The sequence below is a fragment of the Pantoea deleyi genome (genome assembly GCF_022647325.1).
Taxonomy (GTDB): Bacteria; Pseudomonadota; Gammaproteobacteria; order Enterobacterales; family Enterobacteriaceae; genus Pantoea; species Pantoea deleyi.
This window is the reverse complement of record NZ_CP071407.1, coordinates 254,119-275,635: the sequence shown is the minus strand read 5'-3', so window position 1 is coordinate 275,635 and position 21,517 is coordinate 254,119. Positions and strand designations below refer to the sequence as shown.

At 50.4% G+C, this 21,517-nt stretch carries 15 protein-coding genes and 2 pseudogenes; 7 read left to right on the top strand and 10 right to left on the bottom strand.

Going from position 1 to position 21,517, the window contains the following annotated elements; translation table 11 throughout:
* Nucleotides 1-68: 68 nt before the first annotated feature.
* Both J1C59_RS20540 and J1C59_RS20535 read left to right on the top strand, forming a co-directional pair.
* Complete coding sequence (locus tag J1C59_RS20540; protein WP_242281403.1) at nt 69-1,301, top strand: methyl-accepting chemotaxis protein; 1,233 nt, start codon at nt 69-71, stop codon at nt 1,299-1,301.
* Between the two features lie 948 nt (nt 1,302-2,249).
* Nucleotides 2,250-3,098: a hypothetical protein gene (locus J1C59_RS20535; protein WP_128085936.1), complete on the top strand. Its 849-nt coding sequence runs from the start codon at nt 2,250-2,252 to the stop codon at nt 3,096-3,098.
* Between the two features lie 517 nt (nt 3,099-3,615).
* Here the strand turns inward: J1C59_RS20535 and J1C59_RS20530 are convergent.
* Together J1C59_RS20530 and J1C59_RS20525 are read right to left on the bottom strand one after the other, a co-directional pair.
* Nucleotides 3,616-4,377 (bottom strand): hypothetical protein, encoded by a 762-nt coding sequence (locus J1C59_RS20530; RefSeq protein WP_128085935.1) that lies wholly within the window; start codon nt 4,375-4,377, stop codon nt 3,616-3,618.
* Nucleotides 4,378-4,481: 104 nt separating this feature from the next.
* A pseudogene (locus J1C59_RS20525) lies at nt 4,482-5,487 on the bottom strand (IS3 family transposase).
* A gap of 263 nt (nt 5,488-5,750) precedes the next feature.
* Here J1C59_RS20525 and J1C59_RS20520 point away from each other — a divergent pair.
* Complete coding sequence (locus tag J1C59_RS20520; RefSeq protein ID WP_140916950.1) at nt 5,751-6,506, top strand: DUF2971 domain-containing protein; 756 nt, start codon at nt 5,751-5,753, stop codon at nt 6,504-6,506.
* 384 nt (nt 6,507-6,890) lie between these two features.
* Here the strand turns inward: J1C59_RS20520 and J1C59_RS20515 are convergent, their stop codons facing one another.
* The 3 genes from J1C59_RS20515 to J1C59_RS20505 form a co-directional block, all read right to left on the bottom strand.
* Entirely contained in the window at nt 6,891-7,145 is a 255-nt protein-coding gene (locus J1C59_RS20515) for a hypothetical protein (RefSeq protein WP_128085934.1), read from the bottom strand.
* Between the two features lie 284 nt (nt 7,146-7,429).
* Nucleotides 7,430-10,543: a chromate transporter gene (locus tag J1C59_RS20510; protein ID WP_128085933.1), complete on the bottom strand. Its 3,114-nt coding sequence runs from the start codon at nt 10,541-10,543 to the stop codon at nt 7,430-7,432.
* 483 nt (nt 10,544-11,026) lie between these two features.
* On the bottom strand, nt 11,027-11,935 hold the full coding sequence (locus tag J1C59_RS20505) for a LysR family transcriptional regulator (RefSeq protein WP_140916951.1): 909 nt from the start codon (nt 11,933-11,935) through the stop codon (nt 11,027-11,029).
* Nucleotides 11,936-12,064: 129 nt separating this feature from the next.
* Between J1C59_RS20505 and J1C59_RS20500 the strand changes: the two genes are divergently transcribed.
* The 3 genes from J1C59_RS20500 to J1C59_RS20490 are packed head-to-tail and all read left to right on the top strand — an operon-like array spanning nt 12,065 to nt 15,740.
* Nucleotides 12,065-13,387, top strand: a complete 1,323-nt coding sequence (locus J1C59_RS20500) for an MFS transporter (protein ID WP_128085932.1) — start codon at nt 12,065-12,067, stop codon at nt 13,385-13,387.
* 2 nt (nt 13,388-13,389) lie between these two features.
* Nucleotides 13,390-14,478 carry a tartrate dehydrogenase gene (locus J1C59_RS20495; RefSeq protein ID WP_140916952.1) on the top strand — a complete coding sequence of 363 codons (1,089 nt, stop codon included), beginning with the start codon at nt 13,390-13,392 and terminating at the stop codon, nt 14,476-14,478.
* A gap of 2 nt (nt 14,479-14,480) precedes the next feature.
* Nucleotides 14,481-15,740, top strand: a complete 1,260-nt coding sequence (locus J1C59_RS20490; RefSeq protein ID WP_128085931.1) for a glycerate kinase type-2 family protein — start codon at nt 14,481-14,483, stop codon at nt 15,738-15,740.
* Nucleotides 15,741-15,853: 113 nt separating this feature from the next.
* On the opposite strand, the pseudogene J1C59_RS21850 reads toward J1C59_RS20490, so the two are convergent.
* From J1C59_RS21850 to J1C59_RS20475, 4 genes and pseudogenes are all read right to left on the bottom strand, one after another.
* Nucleotides 15,854-15,922: pseudogene (locus tag J1C59_RS21850) on the bottom strand (MmcQ/YjbR family DNA-binding protein); the annotation flags it as partial.
* A gap of 30 nt (nt 15,923-15,952) precedes the next feature.
* Nucleotides 15,953-17,073, bottom strand: a protein-coding gene (locus J1C59_RS20485) for an IS3 family transposase (protein ID WP_242281402.1) whose coding sequence is annotated in 2 segments (ribosomal slippage) — nt 15,953-16,815 and nt 16,815-17,073 — 1,122 coding nt in all. Because the reading frame shifts where the segments join, the coding sequence is not laid out codon by codon here.
* 490 nt (nt 17,074-17,563) lie between these two features.
* Complete coding sequence (locus J1C59_RS20480) at nt 17,564-18,553, bottom strand: zinc-binding dehydrogenase (RefSeq protein ID WP_128086678.1); 990 nt, start codon at nt 18,551-18,553, stop codon at nt 17,564-17,566.
* 193 nt (nt 18,554-18,746) lie between these two features.
* On the bottom strand, nt 18,747-19,583 hold the full coding sequence (locus tag J1C59_RS20475) for a type 1 glutamine amidotransferase domain-containing protein (protein WP_140917086.1): 837 nt from the start codon (nt 19,581-19,583) through the stop codon (nt 18,747-18,749).
* A gap of 129 nt (nt 19,584-19,712) precedes the next feature.
* On the opposite strand from J1C59_RS20475, the gene J1C59_RS20470 reads away from it, so the two are divergent.
* Nucleotides 19,713-20,639 (top strand): LysR family transcriptional regulator, encoded by a 927-nt coding sequence (locus J1C59_RS20470; RefSeq protein ID WP_128086679.1) that lies wholly within the window; start codon nt 19,713-19,715, stop codon nt 20,637-20,639.
* Between the two features lie 46 nt (nt 20,640-20,685).
* Here the strand turns inward: J1C59_RS20470 and J1C59_RS20465 are convergent, their stop codons facing one another.
* Nucleotides 20,686-21,459: a HalD/BesD family halogenase gene (locus J1C59_RS20465; protein ID WP_128086680.1), complete on the bottom strand. Its 774-nt coding sequence runs from the start codon at nt 21,457-21,459 to the stop codon at nt 20,686-20,688.
* Between the last annotated feature and the right edge of the window lie 58 nt (nt 21,460-21,517).

Genomic DNA, 21,517 nt, shown 5'->3' with positions numbered 1-21,517 from the left:
CCTCTGAGGTTTGTATGTTCAATGTGAATGAAGTCATCCAGAGAGCGATAAAATCAGACGCCACCGGAATGGTTGATGATGTCAGCGCTATTAAAGGCGCAATGGGATGGGTTGAATTTTCTCCTCAGGGGAAGATCATTAAGGCGAATGATATTTTCCTCGCGATGACAGGCTATACGCTGAGTGAAGTGACGGGGTTGCATCATCGCGCACTCTGTCAGAGCGCCTATACGCAGACGGCAGAATACGCCAGCTTCTGGCAGTCATTGTCTCAGGGCAACGCAATAAACGGCGTTTTTGAACGCTGCCGGAAAGATAAATCCGTTTTTTATATTGGCGGTTCCTATTTCCCGGTAAAAAATAAACATAACGAAGTGGTGCGGGTGATAAAAATCGCCAGCGACATTACGGAAGAACACAAAGCACTGAAAAGCAAAGAGGCGATTATCAGCGCCATTAACGCCTCAATGGCGTTAATTGAGTTTACGACCGACGGTGAAGTGTTAGATGCCAATGATAACTTTCTGAAGTTAATGGGTTATCAGCGCAGTGATATCGTCGGCAAGCATCACCGGATGTTCTGTTTTAATGATTTCTATACGAAGAACCCCGATTTCTGGGCGAAAATCCGCAGCGGTCACTCTTTCAGCGGGCGATTCGAAAGGAAAAACGCCGCAGGAGAACGTGTCTGGCTGGAAGCGAATTATACGCCGGTGCTTAACGCGTATGGCACGATTGATAAGGTGATTAAAATCGCCTCTGACATTACGGTCAGAGTCGAAAATGCGCGCAGAATCGCTGATATTGCGGTGACGACCTCTGAAGAGACCTCGCAGATTTCACACAACGCCAAAGACGTGTTAACGGAAACCGTTAAAAACTCGATGCTGGTTTCGGACAAGGTAGAAGCGGCAGTTACGGTGAGTAAAAAGCTCTACGAATCGGCGGCGAACATCAGCGAGATAATCTCGACAATCAGCAGCATAACGTCACAGACCAATATCCTGGCGCTGAATGCGGCGATTGAGGCAGCACGGGCAGGCGAAGCGGGCAGAGGATTTGCAGTCGTGGCTGGCGAAGTCAGGCGGCTGGCCGCGTCCACGTCGTCATCCACCCAGAAAATCACTGCGGTAATCGAAGAGAATAACCGGCTTATCAGCGACATGTACCATCAGCTCGATGAGATAAAGAGCATCATCACCCGCGAAAATGACAAAATTACCGAGCTGGGCCGGAGCTTCCAGGAGATTAACAGCGGCGTCAATGAGTTTTCGACCGTTATCCATCAGCTCAATGCTTAACTGATTTATCCCCGGAGCGCCTTTCGCGGAGCCGTGAGCGGCTCAGGCGAGGCGCTTTTTTCTGGCTGCGGTTTAGGGCAGGTCTGGTCGGTTTTTTCCGCCGGGCTGTATCATTGCGGTGAGGTTGAAGCATTTTTTCAGGCTGAACAGGGGTTAGGGTGCCTGGCGGCTTGACGCTAGCGTCAGTTCAGGCTGAAGAACAGAAGGGAACGGAGCGGCAGTATGATAAGCCCGACACATTCAATTTAACTTATGTTGTGTAAGAATTCAGTTCATAAGGCAAATGCGGCACATTTAGTTGTTTTAAATGAATATTTCTAATTTAGATACCAACTAACTTCCAGGTAACTTCATGAACTAACAGAGAGTCCGCTTCTTATGGGCATTTCCTGTCAGCTTATTTTACTCTAGTTCATGAACTATTTCCTTCCGTAATCGCATAACCAGGTTCATAATTTTTTAGGGTTTATCTGATTGCATTCTTGAGCAATCCATGAATTTCGGTAATATATAGATGCATCAATATTTAATCATAACTGATATCTCTGAGGGCGGTAGCGTTGTCAAGGCTGGCTTGGTTTATAGTCTGGTAAGAGGGCTATTAAGATCTATGTTGGATGAGCGGCGTGAAGCGAGCACTAATGGTATGTTGGTGCAGTTTATAAGTCTTACAAGGTGTTATAGCCCTTACTATTTTGCTCTGATAGGGTTAAAAATAATTCTGATAGGTAGGCTTAATTTTCAAAAGGGATAACTCATGGATAACGAATATATGTATCAGGAAGCAATTGGAAATATCAAGTATCAAGCTCACAAAATAACATATCTTGCTAATGATTTCAATGCTTCACTTATAGATGCTATTAATCTTTTTTTAAGTCTGGCAACAATAACGTTAATCCAGTCGATAATGATGTTTTTTTTAAAGCTCAAGTGAATGCAGATTCATTGTTAAATGCATATGCGTCATTGATAGATTATTATTATATCGCTATTGCGATTAAGATGAATGCCCCTTTAGATGTTATTAATAGTGTTCAATACAAGAAAATCACTAACGAGTTAATTGCAAAGAAAGAGTCATGGAGTAAATATCTACAACATTTAAAACCAATTCTTGAGGAGAAGTTTGAGCCTGAAAACGACATATGGAATGAGTTTTATTTTATGTGGGGTGGTGTTTTTAAACAAGAACTAGTTAAATGGAGAGTGCTTAAGACTGAAGATCCTGCATTCTCAGAATTGACGAAAGAAAATGGGAAGATTGACATTCTTCCCAACGAAGCTGTTCTGGAATATTACCGCCTTACACATTTCCTTTACTGCAATAGAACAGGTTCCGGTCATAAGTATAATATTTATTTGGAACTTAACAACTACTTGAAACACAATAGATATCCATTAGTTAAGTATGAGACACAGAGGCTTAAAGATGGTGACTATGCTTATGCGTTTTATACTATACATCAAAATGAATATCATTTATTAAAAGCTGGCATTATACGAACTTTCGCTGAGATTGATTTTGATACTCTGAAAGAGGGATTGAAGCATTGTTATGAAAACAGAGGAGTAATCTCTAGTCTGGAGATGGAAATTGGTTTACCCATTATCAATGTTGACCGGGCGAATGGTTATGAATCGAATTCATGTCTTTATTTTCAATTGGATGGAGTTCTTATGTCAAGGAGCGTAGATTCTATATCGGTCAATGCACATAGCCTTTTTTCAGTCTCAGGATCGTTACTTCGAGAAATAAGCAATGCTCTTGACTGCAAGTTGATACCAGATATATAGTAATGCAACCAGAATGTTACGCCATTCACAGCATGGTGTAATTATAACTATATAGAGGGTTGATTTTCTTCGAGTTGGTAATCCCCGCATATCCTTCCCCACGAACATACTACGCTGGAGTGCGGGTGTTTGCGTTAGCAAACTGGCAAAAAAAGCAATAACTCAGAATGTCAGTGTAAATAACCTAATGTTCTATTCAGTTATTCAGTAAGTGTACTCTGAACCCAACGCAAGAAACGGGAGGGATTTCAGAAAACACAATGTATTCCCTTTAGTGGAAATCAGCTTTCGAATATATTTATCATGTACGCAGTTGGCACAAATGCAATGCTCTTCGTCCATATTTTCCATCATTAATTTTGCTGGTGATTCTGAGATAGAGTGTAACCTTTTGAATATCCTCTATGTCAGAACGATGAGAGAGCCGCGGGGGTGTTTCGCCGCGCTGACAGCAGCGTGCATGATTGCGCACCGGTCGGGTATGGGAAAATTATCTGCTTCACCGTAGTGAGTCAGTTCACGAAATCGTTGCGATAAGCAAATAGCTAGGAACTATTTTTGATTGCCATCCCATGCCCACAGGGAAATCCTCGCGAATTAGAATACGTTCGCTAATCGTGATTTCTGCACCTGTTTCAAACAAAACCTCCCGTTCATGGCCTTTCCTTGAAAATCCCTCTTCGTTATCTTCGTGCGAGAAGAAATAAGCCCTAGATTTGGGCTGTGTAACGGTCAGCATTACTAGATCAATGTAACCTGCCTCAAAGGCTTTACCCAAGTGCCATCCATTTGCAATTGCAGCTCCCGGACAGAATGATGTAGCTAGCGGTCTTTGAGAGGTGTATTGCCAAGGCAGATCAGCAAATTGCCCGCCGTGGAAAAGTACCTGTCCTTCAGGAGGGATTGCACCATATTGTTTAATGAGAGTGTCAACGTTACTAAGATTCAGCACATTATAAGTTTCCTGATACCGCTCAAGTGCAGCAGGCGTTGGCTCAGGCATAAGATGTCGCCAGTTCTCGAATATGGGATTGCTCCTGAAGTAATCGCTAACATGTCTGGTTAGCCTAGGAGAATGCGCAAATGCGGTAAGCGCTCCTGCTTTGCAGGGGGCATCAATGAATCCAAATTGGTCATCCTCATATAAACCAGGATACAAGCGGTTAACTCTATCTGCCTCTGGCGGAGCCTCTGCAATTCTGTAGCATTCCGGTAGAAAACCATCGGGCATTTTAGCCGGGCATGGAGTGCAGAAAGGATTTAAAACTTGTAATTGCATAGCTGACGTTCCATGTATGTAATGTAACTAGCCATTATCGGCATGAGCAATAAAGCCAGTATTTTACCTCCGCGAGAACATTGATGTAAATCGCCACGGATAATCTAGACACTTCTGAGCCGTTTATAATATTGGTTTACATATTCTGTCGTTGACATCTGATCACTCGAACCATGCCGACGCTTACTGTTATAACTCATTTCGATGTAATCAAAAATATCGCTACGGGCTTCTTCCCGCGTTCCATAGAACTTTTTCTTTATCCGCTCGCGTTTCAACAACTGGAAAAAGCTGTCTGCAACCGCATTATCGTGGCAGTAACCGCGACGGCTCATGCTGCTCTCCAGGCCGTATGATTTCAGGAACGACTGCCACTCATGGCTTGTGTACTTACTGCCCTGATCCGAGTGAACCAGCACCTGTTTTTGGGGATTACGCCGCCAGACAGCCATCAGTAGTGCGTTCAGGACAATGTCCTTTGTCATCCGGGATTGCATTGACCAGCCGATAATTTTGCGTTAGAACAGATCGACAACCACGGCAAGATACAGCCAGCCTTCGTAGGTCCTGATGTAGGTTATGTCTGTTACTCAACGCTCATCCGGATTGAACTGTCGTCAGACTCTGTTCACTCCGCACTTTTGCCCACTGTCCCGTAGATCCAGATGGATCTTTCGATCTCCATATACGCATACCGATTCCAGCCAGAACTGTTTAATCTGCCCTGTAGTCTTAGGTCTGCCTGATGGCGTTGCGAATGCGGCTGCTGAAGCCAGGCGTAAAAGCCACTGGGATGAACATCCAGCCCCCGACAGAGCAGGCGAACAGGCCAGCAACAGCTGTTGTCACGGATAAAGGCGTACCTCAGTCGGACAGCTTTGCGAAGTACGCCGCGGCTTTTTTTAATATGTCCCGTTCGTCGGTAACTCGCTTCAGCTCTTTCTGGAGACGGCGGACCTCAGTCTGAGCATCTGACTGTTCTTTATGAGTGGAAGAATCTGGACCGTACTTCTTTATCCAGGCATAAAGGCTGTGGGTGGTGATATCGAGACGTGTTGCAACGCTGGAAACAGAATTACCACGATCAATAACCTGCTTGACTACTTCAATTTTAAACTCTTCGGGATAACGCTACCGCTCATGGGCACCTCTCTTTAAGCCATCTTAAATGACTCTGAGGTGTCTGTTAAAACCGTGGCGATTTAGTTCAATTCATGAGGTTAGGTAACATCTTGTCACGCCATTTCCAGCTCTTTACTTGATGAAGGTTGGAATCAGGCATAGTCTACGATGAAATCAAGCGCGAGCTGATTAAGAAAGGTTGAACTTACTAGACGCTGGAAGGTGCATTTTAAGTGGAGTGATTTCAGACCATGTTGTACAAATATGTAGGGAATGTTGACGACAATAAAGTCATCGAGTATTTAGATGCTTTTGTTGAGAAAGGTACAGTATATGCCAGCAGAGCCTTAGGATTTAATGATCCAGCCGAGCTAAAGCTAATTTTTGACTTCAATGCCGAATTTGAGGTGATCAAAAAACGATTTCATCAGGCCCGTCCAGATAGAACAGAACAAGAATTTTGGGCATGGTACAAATCATTTGATGAAAACTCCAGGTGGGGTGTTGAGAATAGTATGCGAGAGCATAATTTGACGACAAAAGGTATTGTGTGCCTTACGCGTGACTATGATAACTATTTGATGTGGTCACATTACGCTAGTTCGCACACCGGATTCTGTATAGGCTTTGATGATGCTTTCTCTCATAGTATTGAAGATCGTGGGATTGAGGGCGATGTTCTCTATGTTGATTCATACCCCCATTATAACTATTACACTGATTCTCCGAAAGACTATTTAAACGCCACATATCTTCATAAGGGTAAACCGTGGGCTTATGAAAATGAGTACAGGGTAATTACTGAGGGTTCTGGTGTTAAACAATTTGATAAGTCTCTTATCAAAGAAATTACTTTAGGTTGCAGGGCTTCAGTTAAACTTCAAGATTACGCCAGTAAGCAAATAGACAAAGGAATAGATGTCTACAAAATGGCATTAGATCGTAATTCATATAGATTAATACGAATTTGTGTAAAAGAAGGCCATTATTTCCAAGGTGACACATAGTCCGTAAGTAAAATCAGGCGGGTAGAAACCCCCGCCTAATACATTCTAACCCAGATTATTAGTAATTTAACTCGCCGAATAATCCGATCATCAGGACTCCGTCCAAAATTTTCATAGCTGCGACATTAAGGATCTGTTCTAGAGATGGCCGGTATTTGCCGTCATATTTAGTGCGCAAGGCGTCGAGAGGATCACGCAAATACGAACGATAGTGCCCGTTCAGCTCTTAAGCCGCCTCAATAAGCTCGACAATGTGTGTTGTGTGTTGTGTGTTGTGCGCTCCAGCGAAAAGGCGTTACGATTGAGTATCTGGTCCTGCTATGTCAGTAGCGCAGACAACGCCGCCGCCTGCGCAGCGATTTTCTCATTTAGTTTAGTCAGCCTTCAACCGACTGCTATTATCCCTAGTGCCTTAAGCCCTCGCAAAAAAATCTGCTCCAGAAACGTGTAGCACTTCTTCCAGCAAAGCCGCTGCTGCGCAATGTTTTCCCATACCTGCATCATTTCTGTTTCACGGGAAATAAGCCTGTCCAGCAGCGGCCAGTGTGGCTTTCGTAACGTATGCTCGTGGAAATAATCACGGTACGCTTTAATTGTATTAAGCACCTCATCGGCAGTACGGGTATGCAGGTATTTCATGTCTTTTCCTCATCATTTGCGGCTCCACCAATTATGTCCAGGCACCACAAAGATGTCGGGAACGCAGGAGAGAAATATTTTCAGTCGCTGCGTTACTTCACTTCCGGATCTGGCATTTTTCGGATCTTAGCGGAGGAGGAGAGAAAGTTAGTACAGATAAAGCACTAATGAATCAAAACTATTGTGAATAAGGGATTATTACAAATATTTAAAGTAAATACTTTCATTATTAGCATATAAGCATAAAAAGGCGACGCCCTGTCTGCGTCGCCGGAAGGATGAAATCAAAGGTGGTCGAACCGGCCGGCCAAGGGGCCTTTTACCTGCATGTCAAATTCCCACACCGTTCTAAGCTCCCCCTCAAGCGGATCGGCGCTACTGCGATAGAAGGTATTGAAAAGCGTGCCATCCGGATACCGGAACAGCTTCAGTTCACCAAAGGTTTCCCTGTTGACCAGCAGGGAATAATTCTGCAGGGCATGGCGAACCTGATAAATGAGACAGTTATTGATCCTGACGGGCAGTCCGTGGACACCCCGGACAGGGGTATCAATCTGTAGATTTAGCGCAGCATGCCTGTCCGGCTGGTAACTCAGCTCCCGTAATTCGTCACTGAACCGGGAACCATAAATAATGAGCACAGAATCGCGCTGATCTGCTGTGTGCTGCCGGACAGCCTGCAGCAGATCCGGCAGGTTGCTTACCGGTGTATTAAGGGTGGAGGGTAATTTACCCAGCATAAAATGCAGCCGGTGAAGCATGCTTCCCTTCAGGTCTGCCGTGGCAGGAAAATCGCCGTAGAAATTCGTGTTCAGATGGCGGGCCACATATTCTCTGGGCACTCCTGCCGAATAGCACCTCATTTGCCAGTCATGCCGGAAATCCGGGTCCGCAGTGAAGTTGAAGCGTGCAAGGAGAGGGTCTTCTGACAACGCCCCTGGCAACTCTGCCGTCAGACGAATATCGGTCTTTCTCAGTCGTTCCGTATCCACTTCTGCTGCCAGGATATCAGCTGTCCTGCTGCGGCTAAACGCCTCAATATACCGGTCCAATATGCCATTGAAAAAGGGAACCTGTCCGGCATATTCGGCGGCCGACAGCATATACCCCTGATAAGGGACAAACGGGTCTCGTTTGAGTCTTTCGAGTGTATGAATGATCTGCTCTTTACGGAAATAAGAAAACAGGCCCCCGGCCAGTGCCTCCGAAACGCGTTCGGTTACAGGCTCTGACGTTCTGGCGAGCCGGATGGCCAGGAGCGCAAACGCACCATAAAGAGAATCCAGATCATCCTTTATCCCTGAATAGACTCTGCCGGATATTAACGGTCTCTCATTAAACGAGGTCAGGGCTTCAATGGTCTCTGACAGGGCACCATACCAGTTGTCATGGTTCTGCGACCGGTAATGTTCGATTCTCAGGATTATATCGATAATATCCGTGGCCGTTTTGAAAGCGGGCGTGGCGGCGTCATTGTCATCCCTTTCTTCAAATAATGACGACAATCCCAGACGGTTAACCAAGTCAGCGAGATCAATATTCCCCTGGGGCTCCAGGTTGGCAACGATATACCCTGATATCAACAGCCGCATATCGCATAAGGCATTACTGAAAATGATGGCTGATGCTGCCTTTTCATTATACGTACCGCCCCTGAGCATCGTGGTCCACTGCGGGCCCGAAGGTTCCAGATTAATATAATCAGGATTGAGGAAGAAGCTGTGCCATCGAAATTCTTCCTCCCAGTACCGGGAGAAGCGACTTTTCTCATTCCATAGACACAGCACATCATGCGCATGTCTTGCAGACGACACATTGTCGGCCACTACCGGAGGAATAATTAGTCTTACGGTGTAGTGCAGATGGAATAAAAGGCGGCTGGCATAATCCCCGGCGTCAGGTTTACCGATGACGTCCCCCATACTCCAGCCTTCCCACAGACTGATGAAACTGCGGATCAGATCCTGGTGTGTCTGCTCCTGGCTGACGGATAGGGTACCGCCGTTTCCTGCTTTCCATTCAGTAAGGGTGTGCCATACGCTAAAGAGCGACTGTATAAACTGTCTGAAATCCGTGAAACTGGTGCTGTCAGATTCCCTGTAGACGTGTAAGGGGACATACATCGCTTCACTGAAGTAGGCACCCGTCGTCTCAGTTGATTTTACCGTTTCCCTTATAAACTGCCTTAACTCAAAATGAAACGACTGGCTTAAAGAATAGCTCAGGCCTGAGGCGTCCTGTTCGTCCAGAAAATTACCGTCAGCATAACAAAAGCTCCTTTTGACAGACGTGTAGGTTCCCGTAAGTCTTTTTACAGCCATTTTAAAAATGCCAATGTTTTTATCATTCAGGGCATCATAGGCCTCACCAAAAAAATCATAGGGGATGTCATTATAATCTTTCTTTTGCCGAGGTATGCCCGTCGGAATACAACGTCTGTACAGCCAGTTCCACAGCTGGGAGGTAATGACTCCTTTTGCCGACAAAAGGGTTAAGTTGCCGTTTTCTCTGCCGGACGAAGGTAGAATCACAATCTCAGCCTCCTGATCCGAAACGGGCCGTAATCGTCTCAGAAGGAAAAGTAGTGGCCTCAGGTAAATATCCTTTACGATTTCATTTTTTTTAACGGGGCAGGTAAGCGTGTTCATCCCGTCGTTCATGGCGTCTGCGTAGGGCAGTATTTTTATCGTTTTCAGATACTGGTAACCAATATAATGACCCGGATACTGCAACCAAGATCTTATCATGGATTGCTGTATATACTGGCTCACCATCTGTGACTGATAGTATTTTTTCATCAGACGGTCCCGTTTGTCATCATCTAGGACATTGAGACTAGTGACAAAGAACCAGATGGACAGAAAGATATTGAACAGCATCCAGATAAAGGCGGTAACCGCTATCGCAGTATTGAGATAGTTATCCCCGAGTGACGACGCTATCCCCGCCATCAGAATAAAGCCCGCCAGGGAAAGGGCGCTTAATCCTGCAAACATATACCCGGAATTCAGCTGATAGGCAGACTGGATATGAATCCGGGATGATTTTTTCTGAAAAAGAACACTGATCAGACCGACAACCAGCGGGAACACAATACCGATGAGGGTCACCTGGCTTCCCAGCAGGCTGGACATCCACCCGGGCAAGGCGGTAATACCTTTAAAATGTTGACGGGCAAACGGATCAAAGACAGGGCGGGCATAGTGAGCCACCGCCACCGCGCCGGCTGCCACTCCCCAGAGTATCAGCATGGCCCGAATGTAATGCGTGGAGCAATAAACCTGCAGCCTTTCCGCCAGATTCCAGCTGAGATTTTTATGATCCCGGTTGGCTTTGAGTTTGCGGCGGAGGTCAGCTCTGACCTGCCAGGTCACGCTGTTAAGGAGCTTTCCAAACATAGATATCCTGAATTCCCTATATGCTAAGTGCAGAAATAATAAGCGTTAACCCACTTTTTATCGCGGGGAAATTCACAATTAATTACCTGAGCCTGTCCGGGCCCCGTGGTTACTGCCAGAATGCTGAGATCAACGACACGGCCAGCACTAGGCATACCGTTACGCTAGGTTGACGAAGAAGCTCAGCAAGACAGAAGGTGGCTCCCCGGCGACGTGCTTTATTTAAAAGTGATGGATGACCGCACTTTTCATCGGTCTTGTTAGGTATCTTTTCTCCACCCTTAAATCAACTAGCGAGAAAAGTATTTATATTGTGACGAGGAATATGAGTGCGGAGCTGGGTAGGGCGACCGTCATCTTTGAGTGGCCTATAATCCTTCGTCATGTAGTCAGACTGTCCTTGTGACAGAACGTGTACTCCTTAGGTTAAGTTATAGATTTTATAATCAAAAATAATAATTAGGCTAAAATACGTTTCCCACATCACAAATTACGGGTCAGCTCTTCGATGTTATCGGAAAGCATATCCAGCAGGGATCTGACATAAATATTATTATTTCCCTGATGCCACATTGCGCTCAGTGGTAGCCCTTCAACATGCTTCATCGGCGAGAGAGCAAGGTATCTGACACCGTCGGCATTCATATTTTTATATGATGCAGGCACCAGGGCTACGCCCAGCCCGGCGGCAACAAAACTCAGGATGGTCTGCTTCTCTTCGGCATATTGCGCAATAACGGGCATGCTGCCACCCTCCCTGAAAATATTCATCGTCAGATCATGGCTGTGACGCCGGGTACGTCTTTCCGGCACGATAACGGGTTCATTACGAAAATCAGCGATACTGACTTCGTCATAACTGACCAGCCGGTGGTCAGCAGGTACGGCAAGCACACAGGTCTCATTCGCGATAAAACGGGTAGTCAGCGTAGCATCAGCATGTTCAGGCGGACGCACAAAGACCAGGTCCAGCCATCCGGAAATGAGCCGCGGAATAAGATTGTGAGATTTATCTTCCGTGATATGGATATCTGCATCAGGAAACTGCCTGACAAAAAGATTAAGTAACTCCGGCAGTAATCCTCTGGCCGCGCTGTCAATAGCACCGATCCGCAGCGTCCTCTTTTGCGGCAGCACATTTTTACGGAACCGCAGCCGTAGCGCATCGAAATCAGCAATCACGGCTTTAGCCTCATTTAAAAACTCTGCGCCTTCAGGCGTAAGCGACACATTCCGGGTTGATCGATTCAGTAGCCTTATCCCCAGATCTTCTTCCAGCAGTTTGATGAAACGGCTGAGTGACGCAGGCATCATTTCGAGATTACGGGCAGCCCGGCCAAAGTGAAGCTCATCACCTAACACCACAAAGCAACGCAGCTGATTTATATCCATTTTTTCACCAGAAACCGATTATCTAAATAATTTGTATAAAGCAGTGCTGATGATAAAACCCCACACCTCTCCATACTGGGCTTATTACAAAACGATAACAACCCTACACGACAATGGAGCATCCCCAAAATGAATAATCACCTCGAAAAAAAGGTTATGCGCAAGGTTACCCTGCGCATTATTCCTTTTATCATGCTGCTTTATTTCATCGCTTTCCTCGATCGGGTAAACATTGGTTTTGCCGCCCTGACCATGAACGAGGATCTGGGGTTTTCGCCCACCGTTTTCGGGATGGGCGCCGGCATTTTCTTCCTCGGCTACTTTCTGTTTGAAGTCCCGTCAAACTTAATCCTGCATAAAGTGGGAGCCCGCATCTGGATCGCCCGCGTGATGATCACCTGGGGCTTAGTCTCTGGCTGCATGGCTTTTGTGCAGGGTACAACAAGCTTCTACATTTTGCGTTTTCTGCTCGGCGTGGCGGAAGCCGGTTTCTTCCCGGGCATTATCCTTTATCTCAGCTATTGGTTCCCGGCAGCCCGACGCGCGCAGGTTACAGCCATCTTTATGGCCGCTGCACCGCTTTCCACCGCGCTGGGATCGCCTATTTCAGCCGCTCTCCTCGAAATGCACGGTTTCCTCGGCTACGCAGGATGGCAGTGGATGTTTGTGCTGGAAGCCTTGCCGGCACTGGTACTTGGGGTTGTGGTTCTGTTCTTCCTTACCGATCGTCCGGCCAAGGCCAAATGGCTGACTGACGAAGAGCGTGCGTGGCTGGAAAACACCATGCAGGCCGAGGAACTGGCCCGGGCGGCAAAACAGAGCCACAGCAGCGCATGGAAAGGGCTGGCGGATAAACGCGTGCTGGCTCTGGCGCTGGTCTATTTTGGTACGTCTGCCGGCCTGTACACGCTTGGGATCTGGTCTCCGCAAATCATCCGCAGCTTCGGTGCTACCTCGCTGGAGATCGGTTTCCTCAACGCTTTCCCGGCTGTCATCGGCGTAATCGCCATGATCCTGTGGGCACGGCATTCAGACCGCACCAAAGAGCGCAGCTGGCATGTGATTGGCGCCTGCCTGCTGGCGGCAGCCGGTCTGATTTACGCCGGTAACGTCAGCACACTCTTTACCGTGATCGTCGCCTTAACGCTGGTCACGGTGGGCATCAGCGCATCGAAACCGCCACTGTGGAGTATGCCTACAGTGTTCCTGAGCGGCCCGGCAGCAGCAGCTGGTATCGCCACGATTAACTCTATCGGCAACCTCGGCGGCTTTGTCGGCCCGATGATGATTGGCGTAATCCGCCAGCAAACTGGTAGCTACACCTGGGGCCTGTACTTTGTCGCCGGACTGCTGGCGCTTTCGGCCCTCATTGTCCTGATTCTTTCTGCCAGGGCTGACAAGCCGCAAACGGCAGAGATCCCTCATCCTCATACTCATCAACTGGAGAAGTAACTATGCGTACCTACAAAATTGCTGCCATACCCGCCGACGGCATCGGTCCGGAAGTCATCTCTGCTGGGGTTGAAGTGCTGCATGCGCTGACGCGCCACGATCCGCAGCTGAACTTTGATGTGGAGACCTTTGACTGGGGGTCGGACTATTACAAAAAACATGGCGTGATGATGCCGGAGGAGGGGCTGAATACGCTGAAAACGTTTGATGCTATTTACTTTGGCGCAGTGGGCGCGCCGGATGTGCCTGACCACATCACTCTCTGGGGGCTGCGTCTGCCAATTTGCCAGGGCTTCGACCAGTACGCCAACGTGCGTCCAACCAAAATTTTGCCGGGTGTCACCTCACCGCTGCGTAACCGCGGTCCGGGCGATCTTGAATGGGTCATTGTGCGTGAGAACTCGGAGGGGGAATACTCCGGTAACGGCGGTCGGGCACACCGTGGCTTACCGGAAGAAGTCGGCACCGAGGTGGCCATCTTCACCCGCGTCGGGGTTACGCGCATTATGCGCTATGCCTTCAGGCTGGCGCAGTCTCGTCCGCGCAAGCTGCTGACCGTGGTGACCAAATCCAATGCCCAGCGCCACGGAATGGTGATGTGGGATGAGATTGCTGCCGAGGTGGCGCAGGAGTTCCCGGATGTCCAGTGGGACAAGATGCTGGTCGATGCCATGACGCACCGCATGACGCTGCATCCGCAGACGCTGGATACCATCGTTGCCACCAATCTGCACGCCGATATCCTTTCCGATCTGGCCGGCGCGCTGGCTGGCAGCCTAGGGGTAGCGCCGACTGCCAATATCGACCCGGAACGCCGATTTCCCTCCATGTTCGAACCTATCCATGGTTCAGCATTCGACATCACCGGCAAAGGTATCGCTAACCCGATAGCGACCTTCTGGACTGCCGTACAGATGCTTGAACATCTGGGAGAACGCGACGCCGCAGCGCTGATTATGGAAAGCATCGAATATGTTTGTGAGAAAGGCATTCTGACGCCAGACGTCGGCGGAACGGCCAGTACCGCGGACGTCACCCGCGCTGTAGTGGAATTTATCGAAGCCAGAGCAAATATTGCCGAGACCGTATAACCATGAAAAATGAACAGGCTGCAGAGATCCTGCAGGATATTTTTCAGCATGCTGTCGAAAGCGCCCGAGCCGGGCCTGCGATCCTGTCTAACCTGCCGGAAAAACCGCGCGGCCGCTGCGTGGTAATCGGTGCCGGTAAAGCCTCGGCGGCAATGGCGGCGGCTGTGGATGCAGCCTGGCCGGATGTGGATGTTTCTGGCGTGGTGGTGACGCGTTACGGTTACGCGGTGCCTGCTGGCCGCATCCGGATTATTGAGGCTGCTCATCCGGTATCGGATTCGATGAGCGAAGTTGCCGCAATGCTGATTGTGGAAGCGCTGCGCGGGTTGACCTCTGATGACCTGGTGCTGGCGCTAATTTCCGGTGGCGGGTCGGCGTTGATGGCGCTGCCCGTACCAGGATTAACATTGAAAGATAAGCAAGCAATTACCCGCGCGCTACTGCACAGCGGTGCCAATATCAAAGAGATGAATCTGGTACGTCGTCATCTCTCCGCGGTGAAAGGCGGCAAGCTGGCAAGAATGGCGCAACCGGCCCATATTGTGTCACTGATTATCAGCGATGTGCCGGGGGATAACCCGGCAGATGTGGCATCAGGTCCTACTGTTGCAGATGACAGCACGCCGCTTGATGCGCTTCGGGTACTCCAGCGCTACGGTATTCAGACCCCGGAACCTGTTCATAAACTGCTAAGCCAGCCGGCAGACCCGGTTGAAAGCACAGCGAACAGTGAGGTTAAACTCATTGCCACGCCGCAGCTGGCTTTGAAGGCTGCCGCGCTGGCTGCGTGCAGACACGGACTGACGCCGCTTATTCTGGGCGATGCGATAGAAGGTGAAAGTCGTGAAGTGGCCATTGTTATGGCCGGGATTGCTAAATCCGTGAAGCAGTATGGTCATCCGGTTTCCGGTCCGGCAGTACTGCTGTCGGGTGGTGAAACCACCGTAACGGTAAACAATGACCAGCCCGGAAAGGGTGGGCGAAATACTGAATTTTCGCTCAGTCTGGCCTGTGCATTGCAGGGGGAGAGCGGCATATGGGCTATCGCCGGCGACAGTGATGGTATCGACGGCACAGAAGATGCAGCAGGTGCTCTGGTATTCCCGGACACGTTAATACGCGGCAAAATGGGAGGTCTGGATGCAGCTAATTATCTCGATGTTCACGACAGTTATAGCTATTTTCACGCGCTTAATGACCTGGTGATAACCGGACCAACGCTAACAAACGTAAACGATATTCGGGCAATAATGATTATCTGACGCTGCCGTTACTTGCGCGCCGCCGCGCAGAAAGAGGGAGGACGCCGCCCGCAGGCGGCGCTGGCACCCTATACAGAGGTCAGCCGGTGACTTTCAGACAGCAGATCGTGGATCTAGTCTGGCGTGATGGGACCGTCCAGGATCACGCTCACCCAGTGCTCTTTATTCATGTGCCAGGCAGGGTGACCTGCCCCCAGTATTAGATACAACCTTCAGTTAGTAATGTCGGTTGGTTTTTCTTCATTTTTTCCGTTTCGCCAGCATGCTGCAAATTCAGACGGCGTCTGATAATTCAGCGATGAATGAGGTCTGGACTCGTTATAGTCCTGCCGCCAGTCATTAATGATTTTCCGGGCATGGAGAATATCGCTGAACCAGTGCTCATTAAGGCATTCATCCCGAAAGCGTCCGTTGAAACTCTCAATAAATCCGTTCTGTGTTGGCTTGCCCGGCTGGATAAGTCGCAGTTCTACGCCATACTCAAAAGCCCGCTGGTCGAGCGCACGGCAGGTAAATTCCGGGCCCTGATCGGTTCTGATCATTGCCGGATAGCCACGAAACCGCGCGATGCTGTCCAGAATACGCGCGACCTGAACGCCTGAAATACCGAAAGCAGCGGTGATCGTCAGACACTCCTTCGTGAAATCATCCACGCAGGTCAGGTACTTAATCCGGCGGCCGCTGGCAAGTGCATCCATGACAAAATCCATCGACCATGTCAGGTTCGGCGCATCCGGGCGTAGAAGCGGAAGCCGCTCAGTCGCCAGCCCCTTACGGCGTCGCCTGCGTTTTACACCCAGACCGTTAAGGCGATAGATGCGGTAAACCCGCTTGTGGTTGACTTGAAGGCCCTCCCGACGTAATAACTGCCAGATGCGCCGGTAACCAAACCGGCGACGTTCAAGTGCCAGCTCTGTGATACGCAGAGACAGCTGCGCGTCAGCAGCCGGACGCTGAGCCGAATAACGGCAGGTTGAAAGGGACAGACCAGGCAGCCTGCAGGCACGGCGTTGCGACAGGCCCGTTGTCTCACACATGACTTCTACGGCTTCCCGCTTCTGGTCTGTCGTCAGAACTTTCGGCCCAGAGCCACCTGAAGCGCCTCCTTATCCAGCATGGCTTCAGCGAGCAGCTTCTTGAGTCGGGCATTCTCCTCTTCAAGTGACTTGAGCCGCTTCACATCGGGGACTTCCATGCCGCCAAACTTCTTGCGCCAGGTGTAAAAGGTGGCGTCGGAAATGGCGTGCCTGCGGCAGGGTTCCCGGGCAGAAACGCCGGCTTCAGCCTCGCGGAGAATACTGATGATCTGTTCGTCGTAAAAACGCTTCTTCATGGGGATGTCCTCATGTGACTTATGAAGACATTACTAACATCGCGGTGTATTAATCAATGGGGAGCAGGTCAGACTGTGTGGACAATGAGCGGAAAGCCAAATGGTCAATATGGTACCTAAGGGGATACAGCAACGGTAGAGAGGTTTCCAAGTCCATCAGGATCCATCGCCTTTTACGGCCTGAGATAACCAACTGCTTTAGTGAATACACAATATTTACCTCAAAATTATCATGGATATGAAGAGAATGTACTCTGTACCTAATGCAAGAAACGAGAGGGAGATCAGAAATCCTAACGTATTGATTTATCCGTTAGTGGGAGTGTCTTATGAACTTATTTACCACAGTAGGTGATTTAACATAAGATAGATTGTGCGCATTAATAATCCAGGCTCTCAGTGACACACTCCGCTATGAACCTATGGCTTTTCCGCGCCCGCCGCCATGACGGGCGCGGAACGTTAACTGAACTACACGCGCGTCAGCCCCTTACTGCGGTGCAATCAGCGCCACATACTTGGTGCCATCGTTGTTGCGCTTGAGTTTCTCCAGCGCCGCCGGAATGTCATCAAAGGTCACCGTTTCTGGCGCTGCGAGCTGTAACTCACCATTACCGACCTGCTTCAGCAGCGTTTCACCGGCCAGACGGAGCTGACTCAAATCCTGCGCTGTTCCGTAGGCATGAATGGATGCGAGTGCGATCTCATGTAACGAAATACTGGTGGTGAATGCCGGCAGCGGCGCGGTTTCGATTCTGTCCTGAACACAGACGAGATGACCATAGTAACCCAGTAATCCGGCGAGGGAGATCGCGCTCTGCTGGTTTACCGTATCAAACACCGCGTGCACTGCTTTTTCGCCCAGCATGCGACGAAAATCCTCTTTCCAGCCTGACGCTTTGTAGTCAAAAGCCTGAATCACGCCCCGTGCAGAGAGTTTTTTATGATGACGCTCGCTGGCGGTGACATAGACATGGGCGGCGTGGTTAATCAGAAGCTGCGTAATCAGATTCCCCACATAGCCCCCTGCACCGTTTACCAGTACGGTCTGCCCGGCAATATCGGGCAGTTTTTTAATGGCCTGCCAGGCAGTCAGCCCTGGACAGGGAAGCGAGGCGGCGGTGGCATCGCTGATGTTATCCGGCACGGCAATGACGGCATTCGCCTTAACCAGGGTATGGCGTGCAAAACTGCCGTGATAGCGAAGATCGGTATGGTACATCACCCGGCTGCCCTTGCGGAGATGCGCAACATTCTTACCGGTCGCGACAATAATCCCCATCCCATCGACACCCGGGATCTGGCCCGCCTGCCAGGCAGGAGACAGCCCTTCCATCAGTTTCCAGTCGACGGGATTAAGGCCGACGGCACGATTTTCGACTAACACGTCATCGTCGCCCGGTGCTAGTGATTTTTCTTCTTTGCTCAGCTGAAGGGGCGATGGATTGCGATGCCAGGTCCACGCGTCTGTCTTATACATTTATGTTTCCTTTGATTCTGTTCCGAGAAAGAGAGAGGTTTTGGTAAGCAGGCGGCCAGGCTCCCGGTGACAGAGGACAGAGCCGCCCTGCTGACCATTCCGGCGGCAACGCCTCTTCGCGTTACCGCCGGCGGTCTCTGATACTGTTTATAGCCCATCCCGGTTACCGTGCGGAGACAACCGGAAAATCCGTTTATTGTGCTGCAAGCGCCTTCAGCAATGCCGAGGCGAGCAGATGGTCTGAGAACGGGTTCTGCCCGGTGATCAGTTCACGATCCACCACCACATGCGGCTGCCAGGCGGCAGCAAAGTTCATGTTTCCGCCCGCCTGCTTCATCGCTCTGGCCGGGTAATAGCGAAGCTTTTCGCCTTTTAAAGAGGCCTCGAAAATTTTCTCTTCCTCGTCGGCAAAGATGGTCATCTTATAGCCGCGGTAGATCCAGTGATCTGCGCTGACGTCTCTGTCTGCCACTACCCCCTGCTCATAGCCCTGCGGATCATCCTGAGCGGCAAGGAGAGTGATCGGGCCGTGACAGATGGCTGCGGTCGGCTTCCCTTTACGATGGAAATCACGAAGCAGTCTGCCGACCTCCGGATTATTCGACAGGTCAATCAGCGGTGCATGACCGCCAGGAATAAAGAGCGCGTCATAGTTATCCAGTCCGGCAGCCAGAACAGTTTTCAGCGATTTCACCTGATCGGCCTGCGTTAGCGCACTGACCACGCCCTCGATCCGGTGCATCTCGTTTACATCGCCGCCAAAGTACAGCGCATCGCGTGAACGCTGATCGGCACGCGGCTGAGTGCCCTCCGGGGTGACGACCGTTAAATGATAGCCTGCCCGGATCAGCGCATCGGCAGGCACGCCAAATTCATTCAGATAATAGCCGGAGGGGAACGTCTTATTATTCTGCAGCGGTAATTCTGTTTTACCTGAGAGCAAAACCAGTACTTCGCCCTTGCTGGCCGCAAAGGCGGTTGCACTGGTCACCAGCAGCATAAGCGCCAGCGTTCTGAAAATCTTTTTCATTTTAACCTTTCATTACGGGTCTGCGATGTGGGGTGATCCGGTGAGGGTCACCGTTGGAGTCACTCTATTGAATCGGTTAAAGATGATAAAGTGCCCTTCAGGCAATTGACTTGTTACACAGGTGAACAAATGAGAAGCTTCGATCCCGTTCAGCTGGGCAGTATCGAGCTCTTCTGCAGAGCGGCCGAGCTGCACAGTTTTACCGCTGCCGCAGAGCTGCTGGGCCTGACGCCCGCGTCGGTCAGTCGATCGATCAGCCGTCTCGAAGCCCGGTTAGGCGTGCGGCTTTTTGCCAGAACGACAAGAAACATCAGGCTGACAAACGAAGGTGAGATCTACTACAGGCAGTGTCAGCAGGCGCTGGAACAGATTGCAGAAGCCGAACGGGTCATTACCGGCACGCAGAAGATCCCCAGCGGGCGACTGCGGGTCAGCGTCGGCACGCCTTACGCGCATCATCGTCTCCTTCCCCTGCTCCCGCGCTTTCAGGCAGAGCATCCGCAGATCGAACTCGATATCAGTATTGCCAACCGGGTCATCGATTTCGTGGACGAAGGGTTCGATCTCGCTATCCGTCTGGGGACACCAAAGGATTCCAGCCTGATTGCGCACAAACTGGAGGACGCGACGCTGGGGATTTTTGCCTCGCCGGATTATCTGCGTCGCCGGGGCCGACCCGTCACGCTCGACGATCTGGACCAGCATGACTGCATCAGATTTATTCTGCCCAGCTCGGGCAAACCGATGCCGTGGGAATTCCGCGATGAAAACGGGAAGCCTGTCGATATTAACGTCAGAAGTCCCTACAGCGTCTCTGACGATGTTCTGGGTGCGGTCAGCTGGGCGGTGGCGGGAGGCGGGCTGTTCCAGTTTTATCACTTCATCGCCGAATCTGCCCTCTACAGAAACGCCCTGACCGAAGTCCTGCAGAACTATAGCGGGCGCTCGCGGCCGTTCTCAATACTCTACCCGCAGAACCGGCATCTCTCCGCCAGGGTACGGGCCTTTGTCGATTTCCTCCGGCGCGCAATCCCCGGCGCACCGCCACGGGAGTAACACGTTGGCGCTGACCGCGGTCAACGGCGCATCGGCCAGGGAGGGTTCAGAGTCGGCCGTAGAAGGTCATCCGCGCGGTTTCCGACAGCGCGATACCGGGCTGCGTGTTGTAAGCCAGCACGGCCAGCATTCGCGTCACCTCGCCCTCTGTCGGCGTGACGCGATGCAGGGCGTTACGGCCCCGAAACAGCACCAGATCGCCGGCATCGATCGTTAGCGAATTCACCGGCTGCCGCGCATCCAGCACCGCCTCGACACCTGAGAAGTTCATCCCGCCCGCATCGGCGTCGCGCAGATCGTTGACATACTGGAACACCCCGCCCGCCCGCGGCTTCTGCACCAGCAGGGTGATAGCAAACGAGGAGTTGTCGAAGTGCCAGCCCAGTTCCTGGCCGTCAGACGCGTAGTGCAGGTTGATTGAGGAGAGCGGATCGGCGTAGGGATAGAGTGCCGCCTCACCCAGCACATCGCACAGGAAGCGCTGGAATAAGGCATCATTGTAGAGCTGGCGTAGTGGCGACCCGGCAGCAATCACATCGTCGGTGATACAGCCTTTGGTGCTGACCACTTCCCGGTTACGCGGATGCGTGTCGCTGAACGCCGCATCCGGCTTCATCAGATACACGTTATGTCTGCTGCGGGTGTGATAAGCCAGAGGGCGCTGCGCGTTGCCCTCTTCAACGATCGCCGCCAGCGCCTGCGGCTGTAAAAACTGACGCAGAACCAGCGTGCCTGTGTGGTTTAATGCTTCATGACAGCGTTGACGCCAGCCATGATCGGCCAGCGGATGGAGATCGAGACGAACCAGGGCATCACTCATAGCATCATTTCTCATCATCAGCAGGTGTGGTGTTACTCTATCTTTCGTTCGAGAAGCT

Coding starts and splice junctions, on each gene's coding strand:
- J1C59_RS20515 (WP_128085934.1), bottom strand. CDS start 7,145: ATGAAATACCTGCATACCCGTACTGCCGATGAGGTGCTTAATACAATT.
- J1C59_RS20465 (WP_128086680.1), bottom strand. CDS start 21,459: ATGAGTGATGCCCTGGTTCGTCTCGATCTCCATCCGCTGGCCGATCAT.
- J1C59_RS20470 (WP_128086679.1), top strand. CDS start 19,713: ATGAGAAGCTTCGATCCCGTTCAGCTGGGCAGTATCGAGCTCTTCTGC.
- J1C59_RS20510 (WP_128085933.1), bottom strand. CDS start 10,543: ATGTTTGGAAAGCTCCTTAACAGCGTGACCTGGCAGGTCAGAGCTGAC.
- J1C59_RS20530 (WP_128085935.1), bottom strand. CDS start 4,377: ATGCAATTACAAGTTTTAAATCCTTTCTGCACTCCATGCCCGGCTAAA.
- J1C59_RS20495 (WP_140916952.1), top strand. CDS start 13,390: ATGCGTACCTACAAAATTGCTGCCATACCCGCCGACGGCATCGGTCCG.
- J1C59_RS20490 (WP_128085931.1), top strand. CDS start 14,481: ATGAAAAATGAACAGGCTGCAGAGATCCTGCAGGATATTTTTCAGCAT.
- J1C59_RS20500 (WP_128085932.1), top strand. CDS start 12,065: ATGAATAATCACCTCGAAAAAAAGGTTATGCGCAAGGTTACCCTGCGC.
- J1C59_RS20475 (WP_140917086.1), bottom strand. CDS start 19,583: ATGAAAAAGATTTTCAGAACGCTGGCGCTTATGCTGCTGGTGACCAGT.
- J1C59_RS20520 (WP_140916950.1), top strand. CDS start 5,751: ATGTTGTACAAATATGTAGGGAATGTTGACGACAATAAAGTCATCGAG.
- J1C59_RS20505 (WP_140916951.1), bottom strand. CDS start 11,935: ATGGATATAAATCAGCTGCGTTGCTTTGTGGTGTTAGGTGATGAGCTT.
- J1C59_RS20540 (WP_242281403.1), top strand. CDS start 69: ATGGTTGATGATGTCAGCGCTATTAAAGGCGCAATGGGATGGGTTGAA.
- J1C59_RS20480 (WP_128086678.1), bottom strand. CDS start 18,553: ATGTATAAGACAGACGCGTGGACCTGGCATCGCAATCCATCGCCCCTT.